Source organism: Nocardia sp. CA-084685 (genome assembly GCF_050955785.1).
Lineage (GTDB): Bacteria > Actinomycetota > Actinomycetes > Mycobacteriales > Mycobacteriaceae > Nocardia.
Genome location: NZ_CP192094.1, coordinates 5,753,970 through 5,777,802, shown reverse-complemented (window position 1 = coordinate 5,777,802; position 23,833 = coordinate 5,753,970). Strand labels below are relative to the sequence as shown.

Below are 23,833 nucleotides of genomic sequence, written 5' to 3'. Positions count from 1 at the left end.
TCCGACGGTGAAGGAGATCGACGTGGGCACCGCCATTGCCGCGACGGATTGGCTGCGGGTGTTGCGCGCACATCCCGCGCCGAGCCATCAACTGCTGTGTTTCCCGCCAGGTGGGGGCGCGGTCACGGCCTATCGGGCACTGGCCGAACGGTTCGACAATGGCATTGCCGTTGCGGCCGTCCAGTATCCGGGTCGGCAGGATCGCCTCGGTGAGCCCGCGATCGGTGATATGGACACCCTTGTCGATCAGGTCGTGGACGCGGTGCTGAATCAGGGCCCGCTGGAACAACTTTCGCTATTCGGTCACAGCATGGGCGCGACTGTGGCCTTCGAAACCGCACGCCGACTGGAACGCAAGGGGCAACCGCTCACCGCACTGTTCGTATCCGGCCGCCCGGCACCGACTTTCGTCGAGTCGGGCCGCCTGCATCTCGGCTCCGATGACGGTCTGATCGGTGACCTGGAGCGTCTGGCAACCGATCCCGCCTCCGTCCAGATCCTGCGCGACGAACCGAGTCTGGCCGAACTGGTGCTGCCCGCGGTACGCAGCGACTACCAGGCCATCGAGACCTACCACTACCGAGAGGGCGTCCCGCTGTCGTGCGCGGTGTCGGCACTGGTCAGCACCGAGGATCCGACAATGACGCCTGAACAGGCCGAGCAATGGCGAGAGCACACCACCGGTTCCTTCGACTGCACGGTCTTTCCCGGCGGTCATTTCTATCTGGACGACAAGGTCTCCGAGGTCGCCGACCTCATTGCCCGCACCCTCCACGCATAGCCCACCCACGACACCACCACGCACACCGCGACCAGCGCGCGCACCAACCCGAGCGCACTTTCCGGGTAGATCACGCCGGTCAGATAATGATCGATGAACCCACTCGGTGGCAGCCCGGCCACCCCAGCCCGATGTCGCGCCCAATTCTCCGAATATGTAAGCGGACAATCGAATCCGAACAGCACCGTGCTGAATCCCCACCCGAACGCGATCAGATGCAGCCAGATGGTGCGTGGCCACCGCCACGCCAAGAACCCGCCGACCACCACATACGCCACGAATACGAAATGCACCGCCGCGGTGGCATCAGCGAGCAGCCGATACACCATACGCCCAGCCTAACCCTGGGCCCTGCGCCGATTACCAGGGCGCGGGTTGGTAATCCTTGAGGAAGCAGCCGTAGAGGTCGGTGCCGGTTTCGCCTTGGACGATGGGGTCGTAGACGCGGGCGGCGCCGTCCACCAGATCCAGGGGCGCATGGAAGCCCTCTTCGGCGAGGCGGAGCTTGGTGTAGTGCGGGCGTTCGTCGGTGATCCAACCGGTGTCGACGGCGGTCATGAGGATGGCGTCTTGTTCGAACATTTCGCGGGCGCTGGTGCGGGTCAACATATTCAGCGCGGCCTTCGCCATATTCGTGTGGGGATGGCCCGCACCCTTGTACGCGCGGGAGAACTGGCCCTCCATGGCAGAGACGTTCACGACGTACTTGCGGCGAGCCCCGGCGGCGGCCATCGCCGGGCGCAGCCGCGAAACCAGAATGAACGGCGCCACCGAATTGCACAGTTGGACCTCGAGCAGTTCGGTCGGATCCACCTCGGTGACCGTCTGCACCCAACTATTGGTGTGCGCCAGATCCGGCACCAGACCACCGGCATCGATGGCGATACCGCGCGAAATACGTTCCGGCGTGGCCGATCCCGCGACCAAAGCCAGTTCCGCAACATCGGCCGAGGACAGCGTTGGCGTGAGGGATGCGGTGAGTGCGGTGGGATGCGGCTGCATGGTCTTGCCGAAGGTCACCACATCCGGTCGCGCACCCGCGGGTAGCGGATCGGATTCGGCCTCGACCAGCGCGCTGTATGCGCCGGGGGAGCGCCGCACGGTCTGGGCGGCATTGTTGATCAGGATATCCAGCGGTCCCTGCGCCGCGACATCATCGGCGAGCGCGACGACCTGGGCGGGATCCCGCAGATCGATACCGACGATACGCAGTCGGTGCAGCCAGTCGGCGCTGTCGTCCATGGCGGCGAAGCGGCGGATCGCATCGTTCGGGAAGCGGGTGGTGATGGTGGTGTGCGCACCGTCGCGCAGTAGTCGCAGCGCGATGTACATGCCGATCTTGGCGCGACCGCCGGTGAGCAGGGCCCGCCGTCCGGTGAGATCGGTACGGGCGTCCCGTTTTGCGTGGCTGCTGGCCGCGCAGTCCGGACACAGCTGGTGGTAGAACGCGTCGACCCGGGTATAGCGCTGTTTGCAGATATAGCAGGGCCGCGGCCGGATCAGCGTGCCCGCGCTCGCGCCCGCCGCATTCGAAGTCAGCGGGATGCCCGCGGTTTCGTCATCGATCCGATTCGGTGACCCGGTCGCGGTCGCCGCGACCACCGCCCGGTCCGCCTCGGCGACCGCATCCCTGGCCTCGGTTCGCTTGCGCTGCTTCAACTTCTTGAACATATGGCCGACGGCACGCTGCACCGCGACTGACGCCGGATCGTCCTTATCCAACTGTCCGGCCTGCTCCAGCACCCGCAGGCAGATCGCCAGCTCATCGGAGTCGATGGCGGTGCCGCTCGGCGCTGGTGCGGTAGATGTCGACGCGGTGTTCTCGACCATCGGAATGCGGGTTTATCCTTCGTGAACTGGGAGGTTGACCCAGTCATTGTCGCATTCGAAGGCGGACCGGTCGGCGCGGGCGGTCCCGCACCGACCGGATGCCACCTATTTGCGCAGCTTGCTCATGGTCGAGGTGGCCGTCTTTTTCAGCAGATCGGTGACCTCGGACGCGCTGAGGATCTTGCCCGGGGACTTCGACGAACTGGACGAATACTGCGACCAGCTGATGTGGTAGGTGGTCCAGCCGTCGCGCATGGCGAGTGAGACATCGGCCGTCGGATCGTCGGACTTGTGCTCGCCGGTGATCACATACGCCTCGTCGCCCAGCCCGGTGATCTTGTCGACCTTCGCGCCCTTGCCGTATTCGCTCTGGGTCCAGGTCTCATACGACGCGGTGAATTCCGGTCCCGGATTGGTCTGCTTGTGCACCTGCGCGCTGGTGTAGATGGCGGCGTAGTCGTACTTCTCCGTCGAGCCCGACGGAGTGAAGCGAACATCGCAACCCATCGAATCGACCGCGGCGTGCTTGGAGCCCTCGTGCTTCGGATAAGTCTTGCCCGAAGAATCGGTCTTCGACAGCGTGAAGCCCGCGCTGGTGTAGGGCGAGGTGTCGGTGAGGTCGCACAGATTGGCGACATACTTGTAGCCGCGCAGATCGGCATCTTTGCTGATATCGGCCTTGCCCGCATCGAACGCGCCGATCGCGAACATCGCGCCCGCCCATACCGCGGAGGTGACGACGACCGCGCCGAGCGCCCAAAGCCAGCCTTTGCCACCGGATTTGGGCGGCTGTTGATATCCGGGTGCGGGTTGCTGGTATCCGGGCTGTTGGAAACCCGGTGCACCCTGCGGGAATCCGGACGCGGGCTGCTCGAATCCGGGTTGCTGGAACCCGGCTTGCGGGTATCCGGATGCGGCTTGTGGTGATCCGGCTTGCGGGTATCCGGGCGCCGCCTGCGACGTTCCCGGCTGCGGATATCCAGGCGAGGACTGGTGATAAGCCGGTTGCTGATATCCGGATCCCGACGGGTGGCCGGGGGGCGTGACTTGCGGGGCCCCACTCTGCTGGAATCCGGGCGCGCCCTGCGGTGTCCCCGGCTGCGGATATCCGGGTGAGGACTGTTGGTATCCCGGTTGCGGATATCCGGTCCCCGATCCGGCGGGCGCGGTCCCCGGCTGATCGAATGGCTGCCGCACCATCGTCGGATCAGCGGGTTGCTGCTCCGCTGGGCTCTGCGGTCCGGCATCGCCTTGCGGTCCCACGACCGGAACCGCCGGCTGCGACGGCAGCTGATAACCCGGTTGCCCGACCATTGTCGGGTCCGATTGTGAATACTGCGGTCCCTGCTGCGGCTGTTGCTGCGCCCACCATGCGTCGTTGGGCTGATTCTGTTGTTCCCCCGGTCCGGTCATGCGCGCAAAGTACCACCCCGTTCGATTTCCCGACCACCCAGCGTTGGCGGGACCTACGCGATCACTGCTGGATGCTGGCGTTCGCGGCGCGGAGATCCTCGACGAAGTTCGCGATGGCCTCGGCCACGAGCAGCGGCTCGGTCACCGGCAACCAGTGATCGGCCGGAATCGGGCAGCGCCACAACCGATCCACCCACCGTGCGCTGCCGTAGTAAAGGAATGGCGGTACCAGCACATCGGTGGTGTCCACTACCAGCTGCACCGGCACCGCGGTGGTGCGCTCACGCGGCCACAGCAGATGATGCGCGAGATTGGCTACGGCGATCCGTGTACCCGCGGTCAGATCCGCGCGCCAGGTCGAGGCGATCGGCGCATACGCACGGGCCACGCCGCCGAGCCGTTCTATCAACCAGGTGCGTACCCGCGGCGGATATGCGATCCGTCGCGCCGCCGTCTGGGCTGTTCCGACCCCGTGTCGCCAGAATTTCCGGTCGGCGATCAGTTCCAGCGCTCGGCGCGGTTGGCCCGCCAATTCGCGCAGCGTCATGCCGACATGATCGAGATTCGGACCCGCGACGGCGGTGAACGAGGCGATCCGGGTATTGGCACGAGGATCGCAGACCGCCTCCCACACCTGCACCGCACCCCAGCCGTGTCCGCAGACGTGCACCGGCCGCTTCGGGCTGACCGCATCGATCAGCGCGAAGAAATCATCGGCCAATTGCTCGAGGCGATAATCCTGCGGCACAGCGGGTTTCGCCGATGCACCGTGTCCGCGCACGTCATAGGCGATGACTCGGAAGCCGTCGGCCAGCAACGTCGCCACCGCGGACCAGACCAGATGGGTATCGGACAGGCCGTGCACCAAGATGAGCGGTTCGGCCCCGCGCTCGCCCCATTCGAAGACGGCCAGTTCACCATTCGCCCCGGGCACCGTCGACCGCCGGTGTGGACGTTGGACGCCGGTCGGGTCGGGGGAGTCGAGCTGTTCGGTCATCTGCTTGCCTCGATCGATGCTCTGGGCTGTACCGCCGGTACATGATCCGATACTGACAGTACGCATTGCCCGAATCAATGGGACGAAACCGCCACGGACTATGAGGTAGGTCACCCACAATTCGGTGTAATCGGCGCTCAACTGGGCGTACCGCCGGTACGTGTATGCTCCCGACCATGGCCAGTTCGGACAGATCTGCCAGATCAGCGCCGCGGACGCTCACCCGCGAGGAGATCGTCGACGCCGCCATTCGGGTGATCGACCGGGACGGTCCGCGCCCGAGCATGGAAGACATCGCCCGCGAGGCCGGAATCACCAAACCGCGCCTGTATCGCCAGTTCGCCGACAAGGCGGATCTCTACACCGAAATCGGCGACCGGATGGCTGGATCGGTCGCGGCCGGTGCGGGCAATGATCTGACGCTGATGCTGCAACCGCCCCGGGTCGCGCTGCGCCGCGTGCTCACCGGTTATGCCGACAGTATTCTCCAGCATCCCAATGTTTTTCGCTTTCTCGGCCAGGCGTCCGTCACCCAGCAGGCGGACGGTTCGGCAGCGCAATTCGACCTCGGCCGCGCAGCCGCGACCCGCGTCGCCAGGCAGGCGCGTGAGATCGCCGAATCCATCCCGATCGAGACCACCAGCATCGACTATCTGGCCCGCGCGGTCGTCGGCGTCGTCGTGGCGATCACCGACCTGTGGCTGGGTGACGCGGATTCGCGCCGCCTCGACCACACCGCCGAATTCGTCGAGCAGGCAATCGAATTCGTCTGGGGTCTGATCGATGGGTTCCTGCGCCGACAAGGCATCTCGGCCGATCCGGATATCCCGATCTTCACCTCGCTCGCGGCCGCCAACCAGGCCCAGCGGCCGACCGGCTAGTCCGCATTATGCCGGGATGTAGTTCGACCGCTCTTGACCTGATGAGTGGCGATCAGCGTTGGTGCCAGCTGCGATCGACCAGAGTCGATGATCGGACGCGGGGCGCGGCGGCTGCTGTCGACCCTGCAAGGCAGCTCATGGGTAGGACTTCCGCTACCTCGCCGCGGACGCGTTCACAAATCGACTTCGTGCACTGCGGCGCCGGCTCGCACTTCGAGGACCGCCAGCAGAACCATCCGGCTCACCGACATATCCGACATGTGTCCGCGCAGCGTTATCACTGCGTGTGCCTCCGCTCGCCGGCATTCCTGGACGAGATCGACGAATGCCGGGGGCAGTGTCGCGTTCTGCGGTGGGGGCTCGCAGAACACGGCGCCCAGCTCGTAGCCGAGTGACCTGGCAGTGTCGCGCAGTCTGGCTTCGCTCGAATTCCGGTCGCGGTCACGGAGCAGATCGTCGCGCAAGTATCCGTATGCAAGAGGTAGTAGCGCAGTTGTCATGGGATGATTCGGTTTCCGGTCGGTCGGCCACGAGAGTCACACTTCGGTCAGCCGGATGGATTTGTCATCGCAGGGCGGGATACGCGCCTGTTCGCCGTCGACTCGGTAATGAAGTCGAGCTCGGCCGTTCGCAAGATCGTGTGGTTGAAGGTCTTACGACGGCGTCACCGGACCTTCGTCTTCTGCACGGCAACCAGCATGGCGGTAGGTACAGGCCCCCGCATCGGTAATGGACGTGGGCTATACCTATGGAAAGGCATCAGCGGGGCTCGTGAACGCAAGCACCACTGGGTGTGGGCGGGCGGCTGAACTCGAAGAATGCGGATATGTCGGGGGAGCCGGGTCATTCAGAACGCCGTCCGTCCGCCAACTCGACGGCATCGACGTCGAACACACCTTCACCGACATGGCCTCCGGGAACGACACCACACGCCATTAGCCGGACGAGCTGATCGCGTACGTCCGTGACGGGTTCATCGTCCTCGCCGATATGTTGATGGGGCGAGTTCGCTGACCACCAGTATCGGGGTAGCTCGGACCGAGATCAGATCCGCCGGTCTTTCAGACAGTCGCCGCTGTCAGCGCGGCCGTCGGGCGGTTTCGCCTCGGACCTGGTCGGTAAATCTACTGGGGATGTGCTCGGATATGTCCGCACGTGAAGTAATGGCCAGTTTATTGAAAATCGCGGCGATTTGGGCGTCGACAGTTCGGGACGACTTTCCACGGCGGAAGGCAATATCGTTGTTGGTCCACCCGGCCGCGGCCAGGATCGCGACCTGTTGTTCGGTCCGAGTCAATTCGTACCAGTGCGATGTGGCGGCCGTGTCCGCCGGAGTATCGATAGTCAGTGTGCCCAGTGCCAGCCGTTGCACTTCGCTTCGTTCCGGACGCAGAAGCATTCCTCGGGCTTCGGCCGCAGCGTAGGCGTCGGGCCCCAGTACCCGGCGGGCGACAGCGATAGCTTTTTCGGATTCGTCGAGGAGAGGCCCCGACGCCTTGAAGTCGATGCCGAGCTTGGCTCGTAGGGTTGTGGCGCCGCCGGCCAAGTGGGCGATTTCGGTGGCCAGGGCAATCAGTTTCTTGCGGTCGGGTCTTCCGGCGACCATCGAGTCGGTGATGATCTGCGCCAATGACCAGGTCCGGTACTGCACCAACCACACCGCGGCCCATTTCTCGTTGGTGGCGAGGTGATATGCCAGCGAGGATCGTTCGAGGGCCAGTGCTTCGGTGGGGTTGCCGTGTCGGGTCAAGGCTGTTGACCTGGTGAGTTCAGCGCAAGCAATTTCCCATGGAATTCCGGAGATGGTCGCGCGATCGAGGTAACGCCGCGTGATCTCGTGGGCTTGCTGCGCGGTTCCCAGCATGCCCGCGGCCAGAGCAGTGAAAAGCTCGTTCATCGAGGCCGCGCCGCGGTCGCCGTAGGCCTCGAATTTAGCCTGGGCTCGGCTCAGGACGGTAATGGCGCGGGCGTCACGGCGCGCGAATATCAGCTCGGCCCCCCAAGCGAATTCGACTGGAGCGGGCAGCCCGATGTCGGTCTCGGCGGTGTCTCGCCAGTTCCGCCTGATGTCTGGGTCGGGTATGCAGGCGGAAACGCAGTCATCGAGCAGCTGTTCGGCATCCTCATGGGTGCCTTGGAGCGTGGCGAGCCATGCGACGGTGGCCATGGCCCCGATCTGGAGTTCGATGGGTTGCGGGGTTGCTGACCGGGTGGCCTCGAGGCAGCGCAGAGTCCATTGGCGTATTTCTCGTACCGAGCCGCTCGTGAAGCACACCTGCAGGGTGATCAGCCCGAGACAGATCTCCAGACCGTCTCCGGCTCGGCCCGGGGTGGTGATGCTGGTTTCGATCGCGGTGAGGGTGTTGGCCCAGACCGTCCGGGCCCAGTCCACTAGGGCTTGCCCTTCGGGATCGAACCAGTTGGCTGCGGCGTAGGCGATCCTGTCGTGGTAGTAGCGGCAGTGCCGCAGGGCCAAGCGGGTGGGTTCGTCCACCGCGGCGGTGGAGCGCTGGCGCAGTCGCTGCTGGGCGAATACCCGCAGGCTCTCCACTAGTGAATACCGCACCGCGGTCGCCGTCCTGTGCGTCGTGACCAATGATTGATCGACAAGCCGCTCGAGCAGGCCCTCGATTTCCGGCCGGGTCAGGGTCACTTGGGTATCGCTGGATTCGTCGTCGCAGCAGATTGTCTCGATGGCGTCCAGTTCGGCACCCACATCCGGTGCAGCCTCTGCGGTGTCGTCGGGATTGGTGTCGTAGCCGGCGGCGAACACCGACAGGCGGTCGAAGAGCAGACGTTCCTTGTCGCTGCACAGCTCGTAGGACCAGGAGATGACGTCGACGACTCCTCGATGGCGCGGGTCGACGCCCACGCGGGGGCCATGCGACCAACTCAGTCGAGTGTCATCAGCGTGGCCGGTGAGCCCGTGCAGAATGGCGGCCATCGGTTGGCGAAGCAGGCGTGCGGCCGCCAACTGGATGTAGAGGGGATGGTGATGGACGTGGCGGCAGATCTCGGCGGCGGTGGTGGTCTGGTCTTTACCGGTGACGGGATGTTCGGTGAGTTCGGCGCGTTGCCGAAATAGGGCAAGGGCCTCGCGCTGCGATAGCGGCGGAACGGTGACCAGGTGTTCGTCGATCCAGCCGATGGGTTCTCGGCTGGTGGCCACGATGCTCAGCCCCGGTACCGCCTCGATGAGGTCGGCGATCAGGGGCCCGACACCGGAGAGTACGTGCTCGCAGTTGTCGAGCACCAGCACAGAGTGCGGGGCACGTCCGGCGGTGTCGGTCGGGGTGAGGGTGTCGACCAAGGCGTCCCACGCCGATCGCCCGGAGAAATCCGCCTTGATCACCGCATGGGCGACTTCTTCCGCGACCGCGGTCGAATCCGAATCCGGAGTCAATCGAGCCAATCGCACCCAGTACGCTCGTGTTTTCCTGGCTTCGGTGCTACCGCAACGGCGCAACGCTTCGACGGCCAGACGAGTCTTCCCGATGCCACCCGGACCGGTGAGGGTGATCAACCGGGCCGGGCCCAGCAGTAGGGTGCTGATCTTCTCCAGCTCGCGGTCTCGACCGATAAAGCTGTAGGTAACAGCGGGTAGGCTGCCTACACCTTCCCGGCGCCTGACATCCATATCACACGATTATAGGCCCCGCACCCTGGGCTGAATCCCCGTCGTCAGCGCCACCTGTCGGCGCGAAATCGCCGCCGCTTATCGCTGCGAGTCAGTGCTCCGCAGTCGACAAGACACCGATGGTGAAGCTGGCTAGGATGCAGCCCGGAGTTTTCGCTAATACCCCGCGAAACCCGGCTGTCAGTGCCTGGGAGGTGACATGTCAGGGGTCTCGGCGGGTGGAGTGGCCCGGCCGCTGGTCGGCCGGGTCGAGGAGATGCGCGAACTGGCCCGGGTCCTCACTGCCGCGCGGAAAGGACGAACATCCGCGATCGCCGTGACCGGAGAGCCGGGTATCGGCAAGACTCGCCTCCTCCAGGAAATCCGCCAAGAAGCACTCGCCCAGGGTTTCCAGGTGCTGGAGGGCCGAGGCACCGAACTGGAGCGAGAATTTCCCTACGCCGTCGTGATCGACGCATTCGACGAACCGCTCGGCTCACTGTCCCGAACGAGCCTGAAGGCGCTCGGCGAGGAATGCCTGTCGGAACTGAGTCGAATTCTCCCATCCCTGCACCGATGGAGCGGGTCACCGACCCGATCCACCCAAATAGACCGGCACCGCTGTCACCGCAGTGTCCGGATGGCGCTGCAACGGCTCGCGGCTCAGCGTCCACTGTTGTTGGTACTCGACGACATCCACTGGGTCGACCACGCCTCGCTCGAGGTGATCGCACACCTGCTGCGAAACCCCGTGCCGCGATGTGCGTTGATGCTGGCACACCGTTCCCGACAGCTTTCCTCTGCCCACGCGGCAGCGCTGGCTCGAGCCGTGTACGACAACACCATGTCATCACTCGAACTCGGGCCATTGTCGATTGCCGAAGCCGCCGAACTGCTGTCGGACAGTGTCGACACGGCCGACCTGTCCGACTTTTATCGCGAGTGTGGTGGAAATCCATTCTATTTACAGGAAGTTTCGCGTGCGCGAATTCGCCTCGGCGGGCCCCGGACCGGCATCAGTGATTCGTACGGTATTCCCACGATCGTTCATGATGTTCTGGAACAGGAAATACAGGCCCTGTCCCCGCGTGCACGCAACCTGCTGCAGGCCGCGGCGGTAGCGGGCGAGCCATTCGATCTCGAGCTGGCGAGCGATATCGCCGAACTGGTCGAAACCGAAATGCTCCAGACAACGGACGAGCTGGTCGCGAGCGGGTTGATCTACGAAACGGAAACCCCCGGGCGATTGGCCTTCCGCCACCCCTTGATTCGACGTGCGGTCTACGAACGAAGCGGATATGGCTGGCGCAGAAATGCGCACAAGCGGGCAGCGAAGGCGCTCGCGAACCGCGACACCGCCCTGTCGATCCGAGCGCACCACCTCGAACACTGCGGCGAGGCAGGAGACGAAGAGGCCATCACGGTACTCGTCGACGCTGGGAAAGCTGCCTCGCAGCGAGCTCCCGTCGCTGCGGCCCGGTGGTTCCAGGCAGCCTTGCGTCTGCTGCCGAACGAGGAATCCGTCGATCGCCGACTCGCCCTGTCGATGTCGCTGGCCGAGGTGTTGAATGCCTGCGGTCGGCTTCGGGAGAGCCGAGAAGTGCTGAGCCGGACTCTGGAACTGACCGCGCCCGTCGATCCCGGTGAACGCGCCCGCATGATGGCCATGCTCGCCGTGATCGAACAGGGGCTCGGCAACGCCGTCGAGGGGCGGCATCTGTTGACGACAGCGCTCACTCTCGTCCCACCCGACAGTGTGGCGGCCGCCGCGCTCGAACTGGGACTCGCCAAAACCGACCTGCTGATGCGGGACTGGTCCGAGGCTGTGGCCGTCTCGGCGAAGGTGCGGCAATCAGCGCGCAAGCGAGGCGACCGACACCTGGACTTCCTGGGTACCGCGGCAAGCGCGTTCCTGAAGACGACGCAGCTCGGCGACACCCTGCGGGAAGCGGGCTCCGACCTCGACGAAGCCGTGCGCACCCTCGACACCCTCACCGACGCCGAAATACCACTCGCGTTGATCGACGGACTGGCCGATGTGGTGATTGCCGCGATTTCCCTGGAGCGGTTCACGATGACCGTCGAGTACACGACTCGGGGAATCCGGCTCTGCCGCCGAACCGGCCATGGCAGACGTCTGGTCGACTTCCTGCATTTGCAGGGATTGGCTCTGCTGATGCAGGGGCAGCTCGAGCGCGGGCTCACGATAGCCGACGAGGCCGTTGAGGTAGCGCTGATGCTGGATAACCCACCGATGGTGGCGATGGCCGAATCGACACGCTGCTGGATCTTGTCCCTGCTTGGCCACACGGATCAAGCGTTCACCGCCGGTGCGTGCGCGGTCCGCATCACCGAAGAACTGCCCAGAGGCCGCTACTCCTACTACCCACCGCTGATATACGGCATGGTCCTGATCCAGGCCGGTCGGTATCGACGTGGCCGTCGGCTGATCCTGGGCGCCGGGGGCCAATTCGAGATCTACCCGTCATTGATCCCGCAATTCCATCCGTATCTCGTCGAGGCCGAACTGGCACTCGGACGGATCGACGCCGCGGAGCACGCGAGTCGTCAGATCGAGCTCATCGCCGACGCATCGCCGTTTCTGCCTATGCGAATCGGCCACACCCGCAGTACCCGCGCCCGCGTGCTGCTCGCGCGAGGCGAGATCCGTGCTGCCGCACACCATGCCGAGCAAGCGGTCGCCGAGTACCAACGCAGCGGATGCTCGCTCGAAGTCGCCCGGGCGCGTCTGTTGCTCGGTCATGCCCTCGCCGAACTGGGCGGGAAGCCGGCCGCCAGACGCGAATTCGACAGCGCGCTCATGATCTTCGAGAGCCAGAACGCTGCGCGTCTGGCCGAACAGGCGCGCCTGGCGCTGCGCCGAGTGGGCGAGCGACACGCGTCCGGTCGCCGAAGCCGATCCCGTGCGACCAACGTCGGATTCGGCGATCTCACCGAGCGGCAGACCGAGATCGTCAACCGCATCGTCCTGGGCAGAACCAACCGCCAGATCTCCGAAGACCTCTACGTCAGCGAAAAGACCATCGAAGCCCACCTCACCCGCCTGTTCGCCAAGCTGGGCGTCTCCTCCCGAGCCGAACTCGCCGCCCTGGTCGCAGGTCAGCAAGACCACCGCCAAACCTGACCGGCCAGTGGGCCAGACAGCGGATCTCACCAGGTCGAATGACTCGACGGCATCGACGCCACGCGGCGGCGATGATGCGAAGTGATCACTCGTCATCCGTCGCCACCGTGCCGGGAGGTGTGGAACGCGGACAGGTAGGCGGCGCGGTCATGGTAGGAGCGAGCGAGAGCGTCGCCGTACTCCACCAAGTCGTTGTGTACCGAGCGGCGGACCTGGTACTGCTGCTGGAGCAGCGGCTCCAGGTTGCCGCGGCCATCGTAGGCCCGGGCAAGGATCTGCGCCAACACGGTCGCGTCTTCCAGGGTGTAGCTCATTCCCTGGCCGGTCATCGGATGGGGAGAGAACACCACGCTGCCCAGGAGAATGACGTTGTCGCGGTGGTAGGGCTTGCTGGTGAAAACCGCCACTGGTGCGGGCGTGAACCGGTCCTCGTCCAACAGCGCGATGGCGTCGTCGCTCTGGGTGACGAAGGTACTGAGCCGCCCTTTCAGATCGATGCCGTGTTCGTCGAACACCGGCCTCTCCAGTTCCCGGGGAACTCCGACGAACACCCTGGCCCGCTCGGCACTGACTGGGTAGAAGTAGGCGAACCAGCCGCGGGAATCGAAGTAGAGCCGGTTGCGTGCGGCGATACTGTCCGTCATCGGAATCGTGCTCATCCGCAGGACGTGGTGATAGCGGTTGTCGTCGTGTTCAGAGCCGACGAACTCACGCAGCCCTGCGCCGGATCCACTGGAGTCCACCAGCACCCGAGTCCGCAACTCGGGGGCTGGACCGATGAATTTCGGGTGGCTCCCTCGTCGTTTCTACGGAACCGACAGCACCAGCGTCGGGTCCAGCGCCCGCCGCTACTACAACTGAGGAGCTCGAACCATGGACCAGCACGCCATCGATGAGGTACTGAACCGCCCACTCAGTCAGGAACTGCTGGCCCGTGACCTGGCCAGGCTGGCCTTCATCGGGCTGGACGGCACCCCGCGGTCGATCCCGATCGGAATTGTCTGGAACGGCTCGGAAATCGTCATGTGCACCGCGACGAACGCGCGGAAACTCCCGGCGTTGCGCCGCAATCCCGCGGTCGCGCTGACGATCGACACCGAGTCGCACCCGCCGAAGGTTCTGCTCATCCGCGGCCGGGCGGAGCTGGATGTAGTCGATGGCCTCCCGGACGAGTACCTCCAGTGGAACGGCACTTACGAGATGACGCCCGAGCAACGGGCCGAGTGGGAGGAAGGCGTGAAGTCGCTCTACGACGGCATGGTCCGGATCGTGGTGAAGCCGACCTGGGCCAAGCTGATCGACTTCGAGACAACCCTGCCCACCGCCATCGAGGAGCTCATGCAACAACAGAAGAAGCGCCAGCGCGCCTGAACACGCACACGCGCCGCCGAATCCGGCGGCCGGCCCCGGACAACATCGCCATCGTCGTCGACGACCTCGCGGCTGCTACGGCGTTCTTCGTCGCACTCGGACTGGAGCTGGAAGGCGAGGCGACAGTCGAGGGCAGCGCGGTGGATCGCCCCGTCGGGCTCGAGGGAGTCCGATCCGACATCGCGATGATGCGCACCCCGGACGGCCACGGGCGCGACGCGGCAGCCAAGGGTTTAGTGCGAGCGTTCGGCCCGGTTTCGACGTCGACGATGCTCGGGCTATCGAAGCCGGCAGCCAGGCGTTGGGCTGCCGCCCTATCCGCAGATTCGGACAGGCCGGTAACAACGTCTCGACCGGCTCCGCCAGCGGTCCGTTCTGTGTCGTGGATGTGGCCGAATCAAGAAGTGCTTCAATACGATTCGACGCGAAGGTGGGTTGGTCGCGGTCGCTGTCGTGGCAGTTAGACCTCAGCGTTGTGACGTACGATCTCGGAAGATCGCAGGGCCAGGCTGACACGTCCGAGCCATCTGGCTTCGTCGAGCAGCGTGTCAGCGCCACCATGTTCAGCGGACAGGGTCATCGTCGTGTTGTGCCGAGGCGGTATGCCTGCCCGCTTCGCCTGGATCGCGGCGGCGATGACGGCCGCCTCGATCATCGGGCCACGCTCATTGTCCGGCAAGCCGAGCGCGTCGGACCGCTCGGCGGCGCGTTGCCGCGCCCGTGGATCGGCATACCCGCGCAACGCCAGTTGCGCGTCCCGAATGTCGACGATTCGCCGACAGAGCCGAAATTCAGCGTCCCGCATAGGATTCCATTCGCGACCGGCGGGCAGGGGCACAGCGCTCGTCGTGCCGGTGGCCGATGTCAGGTGCCGGCTCAGCGCACTGAGTTGTCGGTCAGCTCGGTGACATCGGTAAGCGTGCAGCAGCGCCTCCAGAAACTCACCTCCCGAGGGCAGTGCCAAACCGGTGATCACGGTGAGTAGGCCGGTCACGGTGAGTAGCCCGTCGACGGTGGCGTATATCGGCCGGGGTGGGTGGCCGAGATCGGCGGCGACGAGCACATAGCCGAGGAAGACCAGGCGCGCGATCACGGCGACGCCGCCCAATGCGATGACCCGGAATCCGATGCGTAGCCACGGCTTCGCGGTGAGCGCGGCATAGCGGAACCCGAACACGACCGCCGCCACGGCGCTGACACCGACGTAGCAGATGAACAGATACCGATACCGGGCATCGTTCGCGGACGACGGCGGGAATGCGGCGAACAGCGCGACGATCGCGACGACGACAATAGCGAATCCCGCGTAGCACAGCGGTGACCTGCGGCGCGCGATCTCGATCGGGGTCGTGAGGTACACGAACCATATCTGGCTCGCGCACACCGCGAGCATAGCCGCGACGTCACTGAGCAGGATGCCCAGTGTCTGGATATGGGTGTGCTGGTCGATGGCATCGGATTCGAGCCAGATCATCATGGTTGCCAGGATCGCGCCCACGAAAAGGGCACTCGCACGGTGCATCCCGTTGTCCGAGTCCCGCATGATGTCGCGAGCCTTGATGGCCAGCACGGCGCCGCAAGCGAATGCCGTGAGCAAGATCAGGAGTATCGGGTCGGGGGTCACAGTGAATTATCCAAGCGGCGGACTATGTCGGCGATCGCCGGATCGGCAGCGACGGTGACCGGTTGGCTCGACCGGTGCGCACGCCGCAGCAGCAGCGTGGCCGTCATCTCCGCCTCGGTCTCCTGCTCGGTCGATCCGCAGGATCTGGCGAGAACCTGTCCTTGGATCTCCTGGGCGATGTGCACGAACATGCAGTACCGTCGATCATCGCCGATCGGCTGACCGGTGTGACCGAAGAGCAGATGCGCGAATTCGTGGAAGATGATCTGCTGGCGGTGAATCGGACTGGCGGACTCCTCGTAGATGACCGAATGCCCGTGCTCGTCGGTGATCAGCAATCCGAGTGGACTGGCGGGCGGCAAGGCCATCGGGATCAGTTCGATCCGTCTGCCCACATGTCTCGCCAGACCCTCGCGCACCTCGTCGATACCGAAACGAACCGGTAGCCCGAGTACATCGATGCGCCTTTCGCAGTGCTTGCGCAAATCTGTAGTCCACATGGCAGTCTCCACGTCTACCGGGCGCTGGACGGACCGCCGGGCAGTCGCTTCCAGCGCTCGAAACAGTTGATCACGTCGGAATACCAGACATACGAGCCCGACAGCGTCACTCCCCGGTTGCGCACGATTGCGGTGGCGATCTCCTCGTTGCCGAACTCGCGACCGTCGGGCCTGCGCACGACGTCGAACAGATGGGTCGATCTCGACGCCAACGTTGAGGCTGCCTCGTCCACCGATGCCCTCCGTCAACTGGAATGGTTGCAATCCATTATCCCTTGACGACCGTTGACAGGACGTGCCAGCCGTGGCAATAATCAGCCTCATCAACTGGTATGAAGAAAATTTAGGTCCATTAGTCACACATGTTGACATGCTGGCAGACCCGTTATGTCGTGGCGAGAAGACCGGCAGTGGGCAGGAGCCGCTGGAGGCCGATCGTCGGCGGGTCCTCGCGAGGAGGCCACGACCCTGGCCGTCCACCGAATACAACACAGTCCCGGCACCGCGGCCGGTGGGGCCGACTGCAGTGCGGTATCGCCGGTGACGGTCGACGTACGTGCGGTTGGCATCACGCGCGGACGGGAGTTCCGAAGGAGATCATGTGGGTCAACCGTTATGGGTCGATATGGCTACCCAGATTTCCGGTGACAACAAGCTAGGCTCGATCGGCTGGAAAACAACAGCTGGAATTCAGCCTTGTCGGCGACGCATCGAGACAGTGTTTCGCATCGAGGTGTTGCGATGAAGGATTACTCCCAGCAGATATTGAGTGGCGAGGGCGATAATGACTATGCCCGTTACATGCGTACCGATCGACTGCTAGATTTGCAGCGCCGCCCCGACGAGAGCGTGCACCGTGACGAGTTACTTTTCCAAATCGTCCATCAGTCGACCGAGTTGTGGCTCAAGCTGGCCTGCGCCGAGTTATGCAAGGCGGCCGAGGATATCGATAATGCCGATCGAACAGCGCAATCGCATTGTTGACCCGAGCATCGCTGGCAATGGGGATTATCACCGACCAGTTGGAGATGATGCGCCATCTGTCCCCGTGGGACTTCCAAATTATCCGTACCATTCTCGGCCACGGTTCGGGATCGGATTCGCCGGGCTGGCTTTCGGTGCGGCGGGATAGTCGGACTATCGGGAAATCTTTCACCACGTTCGTGCAGAATCGGTGCATCGACCTTGTCGAAGTGTATCGGAACGAACAGCATTCCGAGATACATCGCCTGGCCGAGGCGCTGATTGAATGGGACGAGCGGGTATCTTTGTGGCGGGTCCGGCACTTCAAGATCACCGCACGGTTGATCGGACATCAAGCGACCGGCACACAGGGCACGCCGGTCGCAATGCTGACCAAACTGATCTCGCACAGGTTCTTTCCCGAACTGTGGGAAATCAGAAGTCTCCTTACCGAGACCGGGCCGATGGCGCAGCCGAATGCCGAACCTACCCGGGAAGTCGGAGATGAGTAGTCGGCCGATGTCTCCTGAGACATTCCGATCTCACTTTCCGATGTTGCAACGCACAGTACATCTGGCTACGTGCAGCCTTGGGGCTCGTTCCGTGGAACTCGACCGCGCCGTGGCTCGGATGCTGGCGGAGATGACTCGTGGCGGCGCAGCTTGGGAGGCATTCGAGAACCAGATCAGTGTGGCGCGAAATCGGTTTGCGGCACTGATCGGCGCGCGGGTCGACCAAGTGGCGGTAGTTCCCAACGCATCGATCGGCGCCTTCCAAGTCGCCGCTACGCGGAGCTGGCGAACTCGCCCTCGTATCGTCACCACAACAGTCGAATTTCCGTCTATTGCCCATGTCTGGCGGGCCCAGAGGCAGTGCGGCGCCGAGGTTGTCGACGCCGGTCATACCGAAGATAGTTTCACAGCACTCATCGACCGAACAACCCGCTTGGTTTCGGTGCCTTTGATCAGTTATCAGCACGCGATCCGGCTGCCGGTCGTCGAAGTCACCCACGCCGCGCATGCGGCCGGCGCCGAAGTCTTCGTTGATGCCTATCAGGCGGTTGGTGTGGATCCCGTGGACGTCGGAAGCCTCGGCTGCGATTTCCTTGTTGCGGGTACGTCGAAGTATTTACTCGGCTTGCCCGGCCTCGCTTTCCTCTACGCCCGTGCGCCCGAATATGTCGACCACATGCCGACTTTGACAGGCTGGTTCGGGCGAGTCGACCCGCATGCTTTCAACCCCGTGCAATTGGATTACCCGGCATCGGCGACTCGATTCGAAACCGGTACACCGGCCGTGCCTGCATGCTATGCGGCCGTAGCAGGACTGCAACTTATCGGTGAGCTGGATCTCACACTTGTTCGCGATCACGTGCGACACCTGGGCGAACTGGCTCGCGCGCAATTGAGGGCACAAGGTGAGCATGTACGCGCCGTCCCGCTCGAGCATCGTGGCGCGCATATCGGAATTATCGACGCCGACCCCGCCGAACTCGGTCGGCAACTGGCCGGATATGACATCGCGGTCAGCCCACGTCACGACGTGGCACGGGTTTCTTTTCACTACTACAGCAATGTCGAGGACATCATCGCCCTATGCGCAGCGCTGCACGACATCCGACGTACGTCTGAATATTTGCATAGATAGAAAGGCTCTGATGTCCACCGCTGAACTCATGTCGTGGCTACGTGCGCCGGCCGCCGAACAATTTCCCTACGATGCAGTCCTTCGCCGGTATCACAGTGTCGGCAAGCACTTCGTGCCCACCGATACGTTGGAACTGCTCGACCAGGCCCGCGCGATACTGCCGCGGCTCGGTGGTCCTTGGCCACCGGTGCGAGTCCTATCCGCATTTCTGGACAGTGCGCTGGATAAACTGGACAACCGATATGATTATCCGACTTACCTGGCCCTGCGGCTGCTCGAGCTGCCCGTCATCGATGACCCGATAGAGCTGGCGCTTTTCGCGCAGTCTCGGTGTGATCGGCGCACAGTGCAACTTCTCGCGGATGTTCTAGCCTTCGAACTAGCCGCGATGCAGGGGCGGACCACGGTGCTGCCGACAATGCGTCCGCCACGCGATATGGTCGACAAGCGGATTCGGCATGGATTGCGTGCGATCCAGCCAGCGTTAGCGCGATTGGCACTGGACCGCGGATTGACCGATGACAGGGCAGTCAACCGGGCGCAGCAAGTCAGCGCACTCGTGCACGCCGATATGTCCTTCGCGGAGCGGCGTGTGGTGGAGCTGAGCATCCTTCCCGTCTACACCATGCACGACGAGTACCTGTTTATTCGGGTGCTGCAGACCTTCGAAACAACCTTCACCCTGCTGGCCATGCATCTGCGCGGTGCCGTGGCGGCACTGGCGGCCGGCGAAGTGAGCCGAGCGGTCTACTTCATCAGCAACTCGACGACTGCATTGCGCGAGGCGGCACCGCTGTTCTCGATGCTTGCCACGATGCAGGTCGAGTCCTTCAGGACGTTTCGTCAGTTTACCGAGGGCGCCAGCGCGATCCAGTCGCGAAGCTACAAGCTCGTCGAGTCGCTGTGTCGGCGCCCGGACGCCGAGCGTGTCGACTCACCCGCGTACCACTCGGTGCCTGAGGTGCGCGGCCGGGTTCTCGCCGGTCAGGAATGCACGCTCGACGATGCCTACGCCGGTGCGAGGCGCTCGGGCGACATCGCCGGATCCGAACTGGAGCGGTTAGCAGAGGTGATGGCAAGCTTCTCGGCCGCTCTGCTCCGCTGGCGCACTACTCATTATCGACTCGCAGTGCGCATGCTCGGCGGTGCCAGTGGCACTGGATATACCGAGGGCACCCCATACTTGGCGGCCTCGCGCACGACTCCGGTTTTCACTACCGTCGAGCCCGTCAGCAACGTGGCTCCCGACAACCCGATTGTGGTCTGACACCCTGGCTGGGTCGGAGTTCTTCGCGTGTTATTGGTCGTCGGGTGAGCCTGCGGGCAGTCGCTCCAATCGGCGAAAACGGTTGATCACGTCGGTGACCGCTGCCAAACTTTCGGCAGAAAGGCCCGCTGCCCGCAGCGCCACATCACGCACACCTGCGTCCCGCATGGCAGTCAGCAGACCGAGTTCGGCGTCGACTTCGCGACTGGTCTCGTCGTCGAAGAAGTACGCAGGGGGAACACCGAAGAATCGAGCCAGCGCGCTCAAGTGCCGAAAGGTCGGATTGTCTCGCTGACCGGTACGCAGGTACCAGACATACGAGCCCGACAACTTCACCCCCTGGTGGCGCGCGATTGCGGTGGCGACCTCCTCGTTGCTGAACTCGCGACCGTCGGGCCTGCGCACGACGTCGAACAGATGGGTCAATCTCGACGCCAACGTTGAGGCTGTTTCGTCCACCGATCGCCTTCCCGTCAACTGAAATGGTTACGAGCCATTATCGCTTGACGACCGTTGACAGACAACGCCGGGCATGTTGCAATCACGATTATCAACTGATGTGAAGATAATGGGTGCCTCGTCGTCACTCATGTTGACACGACTGGCGCCACGCGCGGGCAGAGGTTCCGAAGGGAGATCAGGTGGGTCCACCGTTGTGGGTCGATCCCGATGAGTTGCGCACGTTGACACCGGAGTCGCACCAGCTCGCCGAGGAGATGGCGCAGTTGAACGCTGACCTCGCCCACGAAGCGGAGTGCCGGGCGAGCAGAACCCGTGGAGGGTGCGGTGACCAGTTCCGGAGGTGAGGATCTCGCGGTGTTGGCTGATCGGATCGCGGACGAGCTGCGCCGGCTTGTCCTGCCCGGGTGGCAACGGCTGGAGGCGTGGTTCGCGATGACCGTGGTCGCCGAATCGGCGCTATTGAGGGTCGACGATGGCAGCCGGTCGATCCGGTACCAGGTGTCGGATGCGGTGTGGGACATGGTGCGTCGGCATCGGCGGCTGTCTGCGGGTTCGGAAGGTGGGCCGTGGTGGCGGTTGCTGGTGCGCATCGACGCGGACGGTGTCGAGGTCGTCGCGGATCAAGGTGCGCAGGAGCCATTCCCTGGCGAGCAGTTGTTTACTCCGGATGCCTATCTGGCTGACCTGGAACGGTATCCGCGCGGTCGGTTGCCAGTGTGGTTGGCGGCTTACATCGGGCGCGGTGAACGCCAGTCGAGGCCGCCCCAGGCTGCCGTGGAGGGGATGCGGGCGGACCGGCGCGCCGGTGTTCGGGCGGTGGCCGTAGCTGGCGAGTTACCGGAGCTGGCGGTGTTGTGGGCCCGGTGGGCGGTGCTGGCCGCGGTCTTCGTGGCGGTCGGATCGAGGCGGGGCCCGCGGATCGGACCATCGGTGGGCATCTTCGAAAGTGCGGGACGCAGCGGCTCGACCTTGGCTCTGCTGCCGGGTGACCGGGCGGTGCTGTCGGGTGGGGTGTGGGATGCGCCTGTCTTGGAGGCCGCGTACAACGGGAGCGGCGCGATGCCGAAATTGTTTGCGGGAGCACCGGACTGGGTGGCGGACCCGGTGCTCAATCCGCGTGCGGTAACCGGATTGCTGTCGTTTTGTTACTGGTGGGAGGACGGTCGATGGTACGGGGGCGAATCGGCTCCGATACCGGAGTGCGCGCCGGCGCTGCCTGCGGCGTGGACGGTCTCGACGGTTGCGGGAGTTATCGGCAGCCTGCTGGGTGAGCGGTCGGGTGCAAGTCCGGAAGCCGCTGAACCGTTGGTTTTGGCGGCGCAGGCGGGCGCGGTGACTCGCGAGGCGTTGGTGCAGGTCGTCGGCGATGGCGAGGGAGTCGACATCGCCGGTGGACTCTTCCAGTTGATGCTCGCGGATCTGGTTGCCGATCGCGTTGCTGGGATCCGCGAAGCGGATGCGCTCGATCTGGTACGGGATCACGTTCGCCAGCGCGGTTACGACACCGCCGGTTACTCGCTGTCGAGGTTGCGGGCCGATCGGATCAGCGTGGGCTGGTTGGTGCGTTCGCCGGTGCCGGACGGTGAAATGGCTTTGGACCGTGCGGTTTTCTATGTCGCTGATGATGGCGTGGTGGAGCGCTCCACCTCTTCGGTGCCGCTGTCGGTGTTCGTCGCCGATTTCGAGCGACGGTTCCGAATGCGCAGCAGCGGCCGAGTCTGACCGACGGGGTGGGACATGAACGATGAAGTTCGGTTGGATCCGGACAGTCTGCGACATCGTGGAGCGAGGCTGGCCGAACTCGGTGACCGGGTGGGGCAGACCTATGCGGGCTTGCGCGATTGCGTGGCGCAGTCCGAAGGCAGCTGGGGCGACGACGATATCGGCCTCGCATTCGCCAAGGAGTTCACACCGCACGCCGATCAGTTGCTGGCCGATGTGCGGGCAATGGAGCAGAGCCTGCACGGCACGGCCGCCGGAATCATCGACGCCGCACGCCAATTCGAGGCGCAAGACGCCTATCTTGCCGACCGGGTAGGCGCCACAGCTGGGGACGTGGACCCGAACACCATGGAGCCGGCGCCGCAGCGGTGGGACGGCCCCGGCGGCATGCCTGCACTGGCTGGCACACACTCACCTGTGACATCCGACCCCGCGGCGACATCTCCGGCAGCGGCAGGTCAGCCGTATTCCACGGACCGGGCGCAGCCCACCGAACGATCCGCGCCCGGTGGTCCGCGGTCGCCGGACGCTTCCTCGGGGCGGTCCACGCCGCAGGATGGTCCGCGGCGCCCGAATCCTGCGGATCGGACAGGCCAGGGGTCGGATCGGGCAGGCCGAGAGGACAGTGCCAAATCCGGCGACCGTGTCGGCGACTCCGGTCGGCGGCCCTCGTCCGTGTTGCCCCCGTCCTCCCCAGTGTTGCCCCCGTCTTCCCGGGCGTTGCCCCCGGCCGCCACGCGGAAGGCAGCCCGGTTCCCGGGCACGGCGTCCGGACCGCGGCCTTCGGCCGATGTGGGGCGGCGAGACACTCCGTGGACCGGGCAACAGCCCCGGACACCCGGCTCGTCCGCGGGTGCCCAGCCGAGTCCCTCGAGCCCCCGGTACGGTTCCCCGCCGCGATCGACCAAGCCCACCGACGAACAGCAGCGCGGGCGTGATCGGCGCGATTCCGGCGGGCGACCGGTTTCCGATCCCATGATCGGATGGCTGGCGCGGACGTTGGCCGATCACCACGACGTGCGTGTGGCCGGATTCGATACGCCCGGCCTGCAGGTGTCGGCGGTGCGGGAGTTCGTTGCCGCGGTGGACCGGGTGCTTACCGACTACCCGGTGATCGCCCTGGATGTCGTCGCGGTGGCGGAACTCGGCGCCGAATCGGGCATGGTGCGGTGGAGTTCCGAACCGCACGACTCCCGGGGCGCGGCTGCCTCGATCACTCTCGACCAGCGGACCGCGCAGCAGCCGATGGAGGGTACCGAAACCGCGGAAACCGGTGCCGAGCTGGGTATCTACGAGGCCACGTTAGGTGAGTTCGGCCGGGCGCTCGATGGCATCGGTGGCGGTCTCGCGCGCAGGCAGGCGCAGCGCGTCCTGCTCGCGGAGTATCTGCGTCGGGAGCCGGGACGACACCGCACACTCGCCGAGGTGGTGCACGGTTACCAGCACTGGCGTGCCGAGTTGACCGGGGATGCCACGGCCCCAGGCGGATTCGACGTGAGTCGAGCCTTCGGCGCCGCGTTCGCCGAGGTAGTGCAGCGCGGTAGCGATGCGGGCGTTCAAGCGAAAATACTGCATGCGGTGCTGGTCGACGCGGCCTCTCGGCCGGGGTAGGCG

Annotated in this window: 21 protein-coding genes; 10 read left to right on the top strand and 11 right to left on the bottom strand. The window is 64.6% G+C overall.

Annotated elements, in window-relative coordinates:
- Positions 1-7 precede the first annotated feature (7 nt).
- Positions 8-781: a thioesterase II family protein gene (locus ACQP2U_RS25620; RefSeq protein ID WP_433709831.1), complete on the top strand. Its 774-nt coding sequence runs from the start codon at positions 8-10 to the stop codon at positions 779-781.
- Here the strand turns inward: ACQP2U_RS25620 and ACQP2U_RS25615 are convergent.
- The 4 genes from ACQP2U_RS25615 to ACQP2U_RS25600 all read right to left on the bottom strand — a co-directional run bounded on the left by ACQP2U_RS25615 (position 721) and on the right by ACQP2U_RS25600 (position 5,021).
- Positions 721-1,110 (bottom strand): DUF2784 domain-containing protein, encoded by a 390-nt coding sequence (locus ACQP2U_RS25615; protein WP_433709830.1) that lies wholly within the window; start codon positions 1,108-1,110, stop codon positions 721-723. The genes ACQP2U_RS25620 and ACQP2U_RS25615 overlap by 61 nt on opposite strands.
- Before the next feature lie 31 nt (positions 1,111-1,141).
- Positions 1,142-2,611 (bottom strand): SDR family NAD(P)-dependent oxidoreductase, encoded by a 1,470-nt coding sequence (locus tag ACQP2U_RS25610; protein WP_433709829.1) that lies wholly within the window; start codon positions 2,609-2,611, stop codon positions 1,142-1,144.
- A 105-nt stretch (positions 2,612-2,716) separates the two neighbouring features.
- The gene (locus ACQP2U_RS25605) at positions 2,717-4,024 is read right to left on the bottom strand and encodes a hypothetical protein (protein WP_433709828.1); all 1,308 of its coding nucleotides are present in this window, start codon (positions 4,022-4,024) and stop codon (positions 2,717-2,719) included.
- Between the two features lie 61 nt (positions 4,025-4,085).
- Positions 4,086-5,021 carry an alpha/beta fold hydrolase gene (locus ACQP2U_RS25600; RefSeq protein WP_433709827.1) on the bottom strand — a complete coding sequence of 312 codons (936 nt, stop codon included), beginning with the start codon at positions 5,019-5,021 and terminating at the stop codon, positions 4,086-4,088.
- 176 nt (positions 5,022-5,197) lie between these two features.
- Between ACQP2U_RS25600 and ACQP2U_RS25595 the strand changes: the two genes are divergently transcribed.
- A complete protein-coding gene (locus tag ACQP2U_RS25595) occupies positions 5,198-5,902 on the top strand; it encodes a TetR/AcrR family transcriptional regulator (RefSeq protein WP_433709826.1) in 705 nt (234 codons plus the stop codon).
- 173 nt (positions 5,903-6,075) lie between these two features.
- Here the strand turns inward: ACQP2U_RS25595 and ACQP2U_RS25590 are convergent, their stop codons facing one another.
- Both ACQP2U_RS25590 and ACQP2U_RS25585 read right to left on the bottom strand, forming a co-directional pair.
- The gene (locus tag ACQP2U_RS25590) at positions 6,076-6,402 is read right to left on the bottom strand and encodes a hypothetical protein (protein ID WP_433709825.1); all 327 of its coding nucleotides are present in this window, start codon (positions 6,400-6,402) and stop codon (positions 6,076-6,078) included.
- Between the two features lie 578 nt (positions 6,403-6,980).
- Positions 6,981-9,539, bottom strand: a complete 2,559-nt coding sequence (locus ACQP2U_RS25585; RefSeq protein ID WP_433709824.1) for a helix-turn-helix transcriptional regulator — start codon at positions 9,537-9,539, stop codon at positions 6,981-6,983.
- A gap of 199 nt (positions 9,540-9,738) precedes the next feature.
- Here ACQP2U_RS25585 and ACQP2U_RS25580 point away from each other — a divergent pair, with 199 nt between their 5' ends.
- Entirely contained in the window at positions 9,739-12,663 is a 2,925-nt protein-coding gene (locus ACQP2U_RS25580; RefSeq protein WP_433709823.1) for a helix-turn-helix transcriptional regulator, read from the top strand.
- 92 nt (positions 12,664-12,755) lie between these two features.
- Here ACQP2U_RS25580 and ACQP2U_RS25575 read toward each other — a convergent pair whose 3' ends face one another.
- Positions 12,756-13,406, bottom strand: coding sequence for an FAD-dependent monooxygenase (locus ACQP2U_RS25575; protein WP_433709822.1), 651 nt, complete (start codon positions 13,404-13,406; stop codon positions 12,756-12,758).
- Positions 13,407-13,536: 130 nt separating this feature from the next.
- Here ACQP2U_RS25575 and ACQP2U_RS25570 point away from each other — a divergent pair, with 130 nt between their 5' ends.
- The gene (locus ACQP2U_RS25570; protein WP_433709821.1) at positions 13,537-14,034 is read left to right on the top strand and encodes a pyridoxamine 5'-phosphate oxidase family protein; all 498 of its coding nucleotides are present in this window, start codon (positions 13,537-13,539) and stop codon (positions 14,032-14,034) included.
- Positions 14,035-14,494: 460 nt separating this feature from the next.
- On the opposite strand, the gene ACQP2U_RS25565 is transcribed toward ACQP2U_RS25570, so the two are convergent.
- The 3 genes from ACQP2U_RS25565 to ACQP2U_RS25555 are packed head-to-tail and all read right to left on the bottom strand — an operon-like array spanning position 14,495 to position 16,391.
- The gene (locus ACQP2U_RS25565) at positions 14,495-15,658 is read right to left on the bottom strand and encodes an MAB_1171c family putative transporter (RefSeq protein WP_433709820.1); all 1,164 of its coding nucleotides are present in this window, start codon (positions 15,656-15,658) and stop codon (positions 14,495-14,497) included.
- Positions 15,655-16,158 carry a hypothetical protein gene (locus ACQP2U_RS25560; RefSeq protein WP_433709819.1) on the bottom strand — a complete coding sequence of 168 codons (504 nt, stop codon included), beginning with the start codon at positions 16,156-16,158 and terminating at the stop codon, positions 15,655-15,657. Before ACQP2U_RS25560 ends, ACQP2U_RS25565 begins: the two co-directional genes overlap by 4 nt.
- A 14-nt stretch (positions 16,159-16,172) precedes the next feature.
- A complete protein-coding gene (locus tag ACQP2U_RS25555) occupies positions 16,173-16,391 on the bottom strand; it encodes a hypothetical protein (RefSeq protein WP_433709818.1) in 219 nt (72 codons plus the stop codon).
- Between the two features lie 508 nt (positions 16,392-16,899).
- On the opposite strand from ACQP2U_RS25555, the gene ACQP2U_RS25550 reads away from it, so the two are divergent.
- From ACQP2U_RS25550 to ACQP2U_RS25535, 4 genes are all read left to right on the top strand, one after another.
- Positions 16,900-17,142, top strand: a complete 243-nt coding sequence (locus ACQP2U_RS25550; protein ID WP_433709817.1) for a hypothetical protein — start codon at positions 16,900-16,902, stop codon at positions 17,140-17,142.
- Positions 17,143-17,159: 17 nt separating this feature from the next.
- Entirely contained in the window at positions 17,160-17,633 is a 474-nt protein-coding gene (locus tag ACQP2U_RS25545; RefSeq protein WP_433709816.1) for a tryptophan 2,3-dioxygenase family protein, read from the top strand.
- A gap of 91 nt (positions 17,634-17,724) precedes the next feature.
- The gene (locus ACQP2U_RS25540; RefSeq protein WP_433709815.1) at positions 17,725-18,768 is read left to right on the top strand and encodes an aminotransferase class V-fold PLP-dependent enzyme; all 1,044 of its coding nucleotides are present in this window, start codon (positions 17,725-17,727) and stop codon (positions 18,766-18,768) included.
- Positions 18,769-18,778: 10 nt separating this feature from the next.
- Complete coding sequence (locus ACQP2U_RS25535; protein ID WP_433709814.1) at positions 18,779-20,035, top strand: tryptophan 2,3-dioxygenase; 1,257 nt, start codon at positions 18,779-18,781, stop codon at positions 20,033-20,035.
- A 30-nt stretch (positions 20,036-20,065) separates the two neighbouring features.
- On the opposite strand, the gene ACQP2U_RS25530 is transcribed toward ACQP2U_RS25535, so the two are convergent.
- On the bottom strand, positions 20,066-20,494 hold the full coding sequence (locus ACQP2U_RS25530) for a helix-turn-helix domain-containing protein (RefSeq protein ID WP_433709813.1): 429 nt from the start codon (positions 20,492-20,494) through the stop codon (positions 20,066-20,068).
- 327 nt (positions 20,495-20,821) lie between these two features.
- Here ACQP2U_RS25530 and ACQP2U_RS25525 point away from each other — a divergent pair, with 327 nt between their 5' ends.
- Positions 20,822-22,219 carry a hypothetical protein gene (locus ACQP2U_RS25525; RefSeq protein ID WP_433709812.1) on the top strand — a complete coding sequence of 466 codons (1,398 nt, stop codon included), beginning with the start codon at positions 20,822-20,824 and terminating at the stop codon, positions 22,217-22,219.
- Between the two features lie 15 nt (positions 22,220-22,234).
- Positions 22,235-23,830: a hypothetical protein gene (locus ACQP2U_RS25520; RefSeq protein WP_433709811.1), complete on the top strand. Its 1,596-nt coding sequence runs from the start codon at positions 22,235-22,237 to the stop codon at positions 23,828-23,830.
- Positions 23,831-23,833 lie beyond the last annotated feature (3 nt).